This is a genomic window from Acidaminococcus sp. (assembly GCF_050873445.1).
Taxonomy (GTDB): Bacteria; Bacillota; Negativicutes; order Acidaminococcales; family Acidaminococcaceae; genus Acidaminococcus.
Map to the genome: position 1 here is coordinate 1 of NZ_JBNMIU010000069.1, position 8,557 is coordinate 8,557.

At 51.5% G+C, this 8,557-nt stretch carries 10 protein-coding genes and 1 CRISPR repeat array; of the genes, 9 read left to right on the forward strand and 1 reads right to left on the reverse strand.

Features of this window, described 5'->3' with window-relative positions; translation table 11 throughout:
- Positions 1-58 precede the first annotated feature (58 nt).
- A CRISPR array of direct repeats spans positions 59-1,550; the repeat unit is 28 nt; unit sequence GTGTACCCCGCGTATGCGGGGATGATCC.
- Positions 1,551-2,108: 558 nt separating this feature from the next.
- The 3 genes from ACR0QW_RS10050 to ACR0QW_RS10060 all read left to right on the forward strand — a co-directional run bounded on the left by ACR0QW_RS10050 (position 2,109) and on the right by ACR0QW_RS10060 (position 3,902).
- The gene (locus ACR0QW_RS10050) at positions 2,109-2,318 is read left to right on the forward strand and encodes a nuclease (protein ID WP_432643518.1); all 210 of its coding nucleotides are present in this window, start codon (positions 2,109-2,111) and stop codon (positions 2,316-2,318) included.
- A 139-nt stretch (positions 2,319-2,457) separates the two neighbouring features.
- The gene (locus ACR0QW_RS10055; protein ID WP_432643519.1) at positions 2,458-2,811 is read left to right on the forward strand and encodes a hypothetical protein; all 354 of its coding nucleotides are present in this window, start codon (positions 2,458-2,460) and stop codon (positions 2,809-2,811) included.
- Positions 2,812-3,128: 317 nt separating this feature from the next.
- Positions 3,129-3,902, forward strand: coding sequence for a hypothetical protein (locus tag ACR0QW_RS10060; protein WP_432643520.1), 774 nt, complete (start codon positions 3,129-3,131; stop codon positions 3,900-3,902).
- Here ACR0QW_RS10060 and ACR0QW_RS10065 read toward each other — a convergent pair.
- On the reverse strand, positions 3,821-4,114 hold the full coding sequence (locus ACR0QW_RS10065) for an HIRAN domain-containing protein (protein ID WP_432643521.1): 294 nt from the start codon (positions 4,112-4,114) through the stop codon (positions 3,821-3,823). The two genes, ACR0QW_RS10060 and ACR0QW_RS10065, sit on opposite strands and share 82 nt — an antisense overlap.
- A gap of 302 nt (positions 4,115-4,416) precedes the next feature.
- Here ACR0QW_RS10065 and ACR0QW_RS10070 point away from each other — a divergent pair, with 302 nt between their 5' ends.
- The 6 genes from ACR0QW_RS10070 to ACR0QW_RS10095 all read left to right on the forward strand — a co-directional run.
- Positions 4,417-4,752, forward strand: coding sequence for a YlbF family regulator (locus ACR0QW_RS10070; protein WP_432643522.1), 336 nt, complete (start codon positions 4,417-4,419; stop codon positions 4,750-4,752).
- 5 nt (positions 4,753-4,757) lie between these two features.
- Positions 4,758-5,663, forward strand: a complete 906-nt coding sequence (murB, locus tag ACR0QW_RS10075) for a UDP-N-acetylmuramate dehydrogenase (protein WP_432643523.1) — start codon at positions 4,758-4,760, stop codon at positions 5,661-5,663.
- Positions 5,664-5,682: 19 nt separating this feature from the next.
- Positions 5,683-6,612, forward strand: coding sequence for a DMT family transporter (locus tag ACR0QW_RS10080; protein WP_432643524.1), 930 nt, complete (start codon positions 5,683-5,685; stop codon positions 6,610-6,612).
- 18 nt (positions 6,613-6,630) lie between these two features.
- The gene (gene mscL, locus ACR0QW_RS10085; protein ID WP_432643525.1) at positions 6,631-7,074 is read left to right on the forward strand and encodes a large-conductance mechanosensitive channel protein MscL; all 444 of its coding nucleotides are present in this window, start codon (positions 6,631-6,633) and stop codon (positions 7,072-7,074) included.
- A 37-nt stretch (positions 7,075-7,111) separates the two neighbouring features.
- Complete coding sequence (tyrS, locus tag ACR0QW_RS10090; RefSeq protein WP_432643526.1) at positions 7,112-8,338, forward strand: tyrosine--tRNA ligase; 1,227 nt, start codon at positions 7,112-7,114, stop codon at positions 8,336-8,338.
- Between the two features lie 72 nt (positions 8,339-8,410).
- Positions 8,411-8,557: transposase (locus ACR0QW_RS10095; RefSeq protein ID WP_432643370.1), on the forward strand; the 147-nt coding region annotated here is incomplete at its 3' end.

An 8,557-nucleotide genomic window follows, 5' to 3' on the forward strand; every position in this document is an offset into this window, starting at 1 on the left:
TACCCCGCGTATGCGGGGATGATCCCGTCATGGCCAAACTGGGAGCTCTGATCGACTGGTGTACCCCGCGTATGCGGGGATGATCCCTAAATAACGTCCATAAACGCGGTGGCGCCCTGGTGTACCCCGCGTATGCGGGGATGATCCCCTTTACAGCCCGTTCCTTCGTGTAAAACCAGTGTGTACCCCGCGTATGCGGGGATGATCCTGGGTACAACGTCCGGGCCGTCACTATCATGCGGTGTACCCCGCGTATGCGGGGATGATCCTACGATTACAGCGTTTTGCGTGGCCGGATTAAGGTGTACCCCGCGTATGCGGGGATGATCCCCGTTGCCAAAACGCAACAAAGGCGGGTTTCCGGTGTACCCCGCGTATGCGGGGATGATCCTGAATGCTTCGAATCGGTCGGCAACTGAGTTAGGTGTACCCCGCGTATGCGGGGATGATCCCAGTTTAGAAAGGGGGAAGAAAATGGGGACTGAGTGTACCCCGCGTATGCGGGGATGATCCTTGACAACAAATTTTATTTTTTACAATAAAAACGTGTACCCCGCGTATGCGGGGATGATCCCGCCTTTAGAGCATCTGACTGGGACGGCGACAAGTGTACCCCGCGTATGCGGGGATGATCCTATACATCGGTCAGGGCGGCTTATCCGTGCTATGTGTACCCCGCGTATGCGGGGATGATCCTTTCTTGGCGATCAGCGGCTCCAGCTTGGTGCCGTGTACCCCGCGTATGCGGGGATGATCCCAAGATCATGGTCATGATGGAGGACAACGAAGTGTGTACCCCGCGTATGCGGGGATGATCCTCATCAAGACCTCAAAGATCTAGGAGGAACTATGTGTACCCCGCGTATGCGGGGATGATCCTTCGTGTCACGCCCCACCGTGTTAAACAATTTCGTGTACCCCGCGTATGCGGGGATGATCCCAGTCGGCGGCGTCCGTTGGAACCGCACATACAGTGTACCCCGCGTATGCGGGGATGATCCCGTGGTGACTGCCCAGGCAGGCACGCCCGAGGCGTGTACCCCGCGTATGCGGGGATGATCCCATAGTACATCCTAGGAGGATTCATAGCTATTAGTGTACCCCGCGTATGCGGGGATGATCCGCCCCCGAAAAGGGTGGCAGGGCTGGTGCTGTCGTGTACCCCGCGTATGCGGGGATGATCCTATCTTCAATATCTGCCCCTTCTTCATAAGCAGGTGTACCCCGCGTATGCGGGGATGATCCTGATTCGTGCTTGCGAGGGGGTGGAAAACAAAAGTGTACCCCGCGTATGCGGGGATGATCCCTCAAACGAGTTAGCGAAAATCAACGAGGAATTGTGTACCCCGCGTATGCGGGGATGATCCCGTGGGGCGTCCCCAGCCAGGTTAAAGCAGCGGGTGTACCCCGCGTATGCGGGGATGATCCTTTTATTGGCCCGCGTCGTTACGGTCCGGCCTCGTGTACCCCGCGTATGCGGGGATGATCCTAATAAAATCTGACAATAGAGCATGAAACCCCGGTGTACCCCGCGTATGCGGGGATGATCCCCGGGGTACCGTGGATGTATACAAGAATCCTTTCGTACTATATTCTCTGGATGAAGCTCATTTTGCAGTATGCGTGGCGAATTGGAATCCATTATTGACTTGAATAAAGACAGCCTGCGGTTCTATAATTTGGGAAACAAGTATCAAAGTAAAATCATCCATGTGGGAGCGAAGAAAACGTATGACCCTGCGGCACCGATGATTTTATAAGCGTGAAGTGGAAGCAAACATTCGAATCTAATGTGGTGAAAAGCCGCTTGAACTGATGCAAAAAAGACGGTTCGCGCAAACAAGGAGACTGTACTGGAGAAATTCAGTGCGGCCACTTTGACAGTGTCGCACCCCTTGTGGGTGCGTGGATTGAAATTGCGAGTTGCCTTTGGCTTTCTCCAGTGCTACGTGTGTCGCACCCCTTGTGGGTGCGTGGATTGAAATCTGGAAGCGGAGGAAATCTATATGCTGAATGAACACTGTCAAGGCTGGGTTCATTTTGACCCATTGAGAGAACGGAAGGGTATACATGTCCCACAATCATTGAGATACGAGGAGGGGAGTCTTATGAAAAAAACATTGGTCATTCTTTTAACATTGTTGTCCACCCTGTGCCTGGCTGCACCGACAATGGCCTACCTGGGCAATCCGCGGACCATGAAATTCCACAATGAAGATTGTCGGACCATCAGGCACCGGGGAAATTTCGTGGAGATCGAAGATCGGGACGAGGCCATCAGCGAGGGGTATGCGCCCTGCCAGGTTTGTCATCCATGAGGCAAGAGATAGGCTTACCGGGCGACACGGCTGCGCCGGTCTTGGTAAGCCGCTACGAATTGATGCGTACCATCGTTGGTTGTCGGACAACCGATGTCAGATCGAACCACTAGCAGGCCTGACCCTGGAAGGGTACAGGGTGTACCAGTCCGTAAACAATCTCCTTTCCAGCTCCCCGAATGCAAAGGTGAAACAACAGGCCCGTCAAGGCGCCGTAATCTTTGCCCGGGAATGCGAAAGTCTTGCCCGGGAAATGACGGCACAGGGGAAGAAAACCACAGCAGAAGATGTGGCCAGGATGCTGGACATTGATGCGAGTGCACACGAATATACAACAAACGCGTCGCACATTGCACCGCCAGACGGAACGCGTGGCAACAGGCTAGAACAAGCTATGTTTGATGTCAGAAGCATCGGAATAAACAGTGTTTCCGCCTTGATAGACAAAATAAACGAAAGAATGGCGGTAAGCCGGAAAACAAAATCAAATTAACAACAGCAAGTGGAATAACATTCAGTGAAGAAAGAGTTGTTCACGCCCAAACTGAACACGCCCTTACAAAAGAGGACTTTGACGACATTCAAACAAATATTAAAAAGCTAAACAATTCAGCTCTTTCCGGTTGGGAAAAAGGTGAATATGTAGGGCAATATGGTGGAAGAGCAGTGTTGGCTAGAGTTGACGGGAAGCTTCATACTTATGTTGTTGTTCTCGAATTTGCAAATAATGGAACGGTATAGTTCAATACGGCATACACGTTCAAAAACAAGGAAAACGCCGATAAAAAAATAGAAGAAGAGCGCTCCGCCGTGCTTTCACCAAAAGGCGCAGTGTCCAACGGTAGTCATTCTTCTTCTATCGCCAGTATACAGAAAAAGTTTGGCATAGTCAAGAAAGAAAAAACAAAAAATTCTAAAGCTACAAACACGTTTTATCAAGCTCGTGGTGATGCCCCCAAAACGGGAAAAGCAATTACACTAGACTATTTTCATAACACAGAAAAAGCACCAAAAATTCCTGGAGATGAGTTTGCTCAAAGCATTGAGCCTACTGGTGAATACATGGGAGAAGATACGACAAACGCAAAATATCCGATACCGGGGTTTGAATACGGGACTATTTCGTTTAGCAATCCACTGGTTGTAGATTTCAAAACCACCGGGCATGGCGGTTGGAAAACGGATTTAAGCAATCGGTTTGGCTGTAAAAAGAAAAAAGCCCTCACTTCTGCAATTAAAAAAGCGGGATACGATGCAATTATTACCGTTGACGAAAAGGGCAATATAAGAGAAGTTGTGAATATCGGCGGCAAAAAAGACAACGTGTCGTATTATCAAACCGCCTGGCACGACTCTCCTAATGATTTCGATTCCTTCTCTTTAGACCACATGGGCGAAGGTGAAGGAGCACGAGTCCATGGTTGGGGTCTGTACTTTGCTGACAACCGCAGGGTATCCGAAGGATACCAGCACATGAGAGATGACGGGGACTCCTTGATTTCTTATTGTTTTACTTTTACAATGACGCCCCGATCTGTGATCAGGTACACTTTTGCTTTGGCCTTATGTCCAATTTTATCGTAGAGCCGGCCGGCACTGCAGGATTCTCCCAGTACCGTGTGAGGGTTGTTGGCTACATAGCCAACTTTTCCTACTCCTGGGATTTCCACCCGGATGGCTTCATGATCATATTCGTTGTCCGGTTCTTTTTTCAGTACCAGTTCCATTTTCTTATGGAATACTTCAAGTCCCATATAATGGTTGCAGCCAGTGACAGTCACAAAAAGTTTTTTCATTGTTTTTCCTCCCTGCTTTCCTTTGCCTTTATTATAAAAAAACAAGTGGGGAAAACGGGGGACAGATTGCCGGAACCGGGGGTGTCAGGGATTTTGTGCCTTTAGATTGACCTACTCTCGCATGCCGCTCCGGGAAGGGTTGGAAAACTGGGGACATGTGAAAGTAACTTACGGCCCAGGCAGCAGCCCTGATGAAGGTCTTACCGAGAACTTGCTGACACATACCATGGATACCCGCCCTCTACCCACTTCTTCAAAAATATGGTATGATTATTTAGATAACACAAAAGGAGGAATCCATCATGAACGTCTATGATGAAATGAACAAGCTCTGTCAGGGAATCAAGGAAACCCATGAATATAAAATGCTGGCGGAAGCCAAACCGAAACTGGCTGCTGACAAAAGCGCCGATGATATGGTCAAGGATTTTCTGAAACAGAAACAGGAAATCGAAATCGCCCAATACCAGGGCCAGAAACCTGATGATGCGAAAGTCAAGAAAATGCAGGATCTGTACAACGTGCTGCAGCTGAACCCTGTGGCCAGCAACTACCTGCAGGCCTATATCCGCTTCCAGATGATGATCACCGACCTGTCCAAGACACTGGGTGACACCATCAAAGAAATCCTGGACTGATGGGTATGTCGGGGTTTCTTTCCTTTCTGGAGAAGGCCTTCCCCGGCCAGTTTCAGATCAACGCACCCATGGCGCAATATACCACATTCCGGGTGGGCGGCCCGGCGGACATCCTGGTTTCACCCGGCAGCCAGGACGAAGTGCGTACCCTGTTTGCGGCCATCCAGGCTGAACAGGTGCCCTGCACCATTCTGGGCAACGGCTCCAATGTGCTGGTGCTGGATAAGGGTATCCGGGGCGTGGTACTGAAATTGGGAAACGCTCTGAAGGGCCTTTTCATCGAAGGGAACCGGATCCAGGTGGAAGCCGGTGTCCTGCTTTCCCGGCTTGCTGCAGCGGCGGCCGATGCAGGCCTTACGGGGCTGGAATTTGCTTCCGGCATCCCGGGCAGCCTGGGCGGTGCTATTTTGATGAATGCCGGCGCCTACGGAGGTGAAATCGGCAATCTGGTCCGTACTGTGACGGTGATGGATCCCGGGGGACGGATCAGGATCCTGAACCGGAAGCAGATGGACTTCCGGTACCGTCATTCCGTGGTGATGGAAACAGGGGATATTATCCTTTCCGCAACCCTGGAACTGACACCTGACGACCCGGCTGCCATCCACGAACGGATCCATGAATTGACACAGAAACGCATCAGCAAACAACCGCTGAATTTCCCCAGTGCGGGAAGCACGTTCAAAAGACCGCCAGGATATTTTGCCGCGGCACTGATCGACCAGGCTGGCCTTCGCGGCTACCGGGTGGGCGATGCCCAGGTATCGGAAAAACATACAGGGTTCGTTGTGAACCGGGGCCATGCCACGGCCAGCGAGATCCTGCAGCTGATGGATGACGTGAAAAACAGGGTCCATGCCATGAGCGGTGTCTGGCTGGAACCGGAAGTCCGGATCCTGGGAGAAAAATAATAGAGGGGAGTTTACGGTTGTGAATAAGGGGTATATTTTTGTATTGGTGACAGCGTTTCTGTTTGGGACCATGGAGACTGCGCTGAAGTTCTTCGGGAACCTCTTCCATCCCATCCAGATTACCTTTCTCCGTTTCCTCATCGGGGGTCTGGTGCTGCTGCCCATGGCCATGAGCTCTCTGAAAAAGAAAAGTGTAACGCTGAACAGACAGGATGCGAAGTTCTTCCTGTTCTCCGGCTTTTTGGGCGTTGTGGTCAGCATGATTTTGTACCAGATGGCCATTGTATACGGCAAGGCTTCGGTGAACGGGGTCATCTTCAGCTGCAATCCGGTGTTCGTGGTGCTGTTTGCCTACTTCCTGCTGGGTGAACCCATCGACAGATTGACTATTTTCTCGCTGATTGCTAGTTTCGCCGGCATCGTGTGCATCGTGAATCCGGCGAATATGACGGGCAGCCAGCTGAGCATCATCCTGATCCTGCTGTCGGCCATGACTTTTGCCCTGTACGGCATCGCCGGCCGGAAGCACGCCCAGCGCTACGGCGGCATCGCCATGACCAGTCTGAGCTTCCTGTGCGGGTCTCTGGAAATGCTGGTATTGATCGGCCTTTCCACCCTGGCGCCGGTACGGGCCCTGATGCTGGATCTGGGGCTGAAGGTGTTCACCGACATTCCCATCCTGAGCGGCCTGACTGTGGCTCATATTCCGGCTCTGGCCTATATCGCTGTGGGGGTTACGGGACTGGGCTATGCCAGCTATTTCCTGGCCATGGAATATACTGACCCGGCTACGGCCAGCTTGGCATTTTACATCAAACCGATCCTGACCGCTTTCATGGCCTGGCTGGTGATCGATGAACCCATTACCGTCAATATGATCGTGGGTATCTGCCTGATCCTGTTCGGGTCCTGTATGTCCATTATGAGTAAGCGGAAGAAAAACGCATAAGGAAAGGAAACAAAAAAGATGGGGAAATTTTTAACGGAATTCAAGGCCTTTGCCCTGCGGGGCAATGTGGTGGATATGGCTGTCGGCGTTATCATTGGGGGTGCGTTCGGCAAGATCGTGTCCTCGGCGGTGAATGACATTATCATGCCGCCACTGGGGATTTTGATCGGCGGTGTGGATTTCACTGACCTGTTCATCAATCTGAGCAGCAGGAAAGTGGATACCCTGGCCGAAGCCAAGGCTGCCAACCTGCCGGTGATCGCCTATGGCAGCTTTATCACCAATGTAATCGATTTCATCATCATGGCCTTTGTGATTTTCTGTCTGATTTCGGTGCTGAACAAGTTCAAGAAGGAAGAACCGAAGGCGGAACCTACCCTGTGTCCGTACTGCAGGCAGCCGGTGGATCCGGAAGCTACCCGCTGTCCGCACTGCACGTCAGAATTACCGGCAAAAAAATAATCGTTACTCACTGACCAATAAAACTAGGAGGATGTTCATGAACGTATTAGATGTACTGGAAGAACGTGGATATTTGAAACAAATGTCCCATCCCGACGAGATCCGGGAACTTTTGGGAAAGGAGAAAATCACGTTCTATATCGGCTTTGATCCCACTGCGGACAGCCTCCATGTAGGCCACTTCATCGCCCTGATGGTCATGGCCCATATGCAGCGGGCCGGCCATCGCCCCATTATCCTGCTGGGCGGCGGCACCGGGATGGTAGGGGATCCCAGCGGCAAAAACGAAATGCGGAAGATGCTGACCCCCGAATTCATCAACCACAATATCGAATGTTTCAAGAAACAGATCAGCCGGTTTATCGATCTGTCCGAGGGCAGGGCTATTGTGGCCAACAACGCTGACTGGCTGCTGAAGCTCAATTATGTAGATATGCTGCGCAGCGTGGGTGTACATTTTTCCGTGAACCGGATGCTTGCCGCCGACTGTTACAAGACCCGTCTGGCCAGTGAAAACGGCCTGACTTTTTTCGAAATGAACTACATGATCATGCAGGCCTACGACTTCTACACCCTGCACAAGAAATACAACTGTGTCATGGAACTGGGCGGTGACGACCAGTGGTCCAACATGATTGCCGGCGTGGAACTGATCCGCAGGAAGGATCGTCAGCCGGCCTACTGCATGACCAATACCCTGCTGACCAACAGCCAGGGCCAGAAGATGGGCAAGACCGTGGGCGGTGCCGTATGGCTGGATCCGGAGAAATTCTCTCCCTACGATTTCTATCAGTACTGGCGGAATGTGGACGACGCCGACGTGGAAAAATGTCTGGCCCTGCTGACCTTCCTGCCCATGGACGAAGTGCGGCGGCTGGGAGCGCTGAAGGGTGCCGACATCAACGAAGCCAAAGTGGTACTGGCCTACGAAGTGACCAAGCTGGTCCATGGCAAGGAAGCGGCTGACAAGGCCAAGGAAGCAGCCGAAGCCCTGTTCAGCGGCGGTGCCAACATGGACAATGTGCCCACCATCACCGTGAGCGGGGAAGCCATGGGCTGCAAGCTGCTGGATCTGCTGGCACAGAACAGCGTCATCAAGACCAAGAGCGAAGGCCGCCGACTGATGCAGCAGAACGGCCTCAGCATCGATGATGTGAAGATCACTGATGTGGATACGGTAGTGGACGATGCCTTGTTCAACGATAAAGAAAGCCTGCTCCTGCGCAAGGGCAAGAAGAAGTACTATAAGATTATAAGAGAATAAAAAAAGAAGGCTGTGAATGAGCTGACCCCCAATTGTTAGACCTAAAATCTAACGATTGGGGGTTAGTTTTTTATGGCGAAATATGGCTACAGATTTAAGAAAAAATTGGTGTTGGAATACTTGAAGAATCGAGAAAGCTATAGTTACATTTCGCGAAAATATGGCATAGCAAGCGATAGTCAACTAAGGACATGGGTTGCCGCATACAAAAGTTTTGGA

Coding starts and splice junctions, on each gene's coding strand:
- ACR0QW_RS10050 (WP_432643518.1), top strand. CDS start 2,109: ATGAAAAAAACATTGGTCATTCTTTTAACATTGTTGTCCACCCTGTGC.
- ACR0QW_RS10065 (WP_432643521.1), bottom strand. CDS start 4,114: ATGAAAAAACTTTTTGTGACTGTCACTGGCTGCAACCATTATATGGGA.
- ACR0QW_RS10070 (WP_432643522.1), top strand. CDS start 4,417: ATGAACGTCTATGATGAAATGAACAAGCTCTGTCAGGGAATCAAGGAA.
- murB (WP_432643523.1), top strand. CDS start 4,758: ATGTCGGGGTTTCTTTCCTTTCTGGAGAAGGCCTTCCCCGGCCAGTTT.
- mscL (WP_432643525.1), top strand. CDS start 6,631: ATGGGGAAATTTTTAACGGAATTCAAGGCCTTTGCCCTGCGGGGCAAT.
- tyrS (WP_432643526.1), top strand. CDS start 7,112: ATGAACGTATTAGATGTACTGGAAGAACGTGGATATTTGAAACAAATG.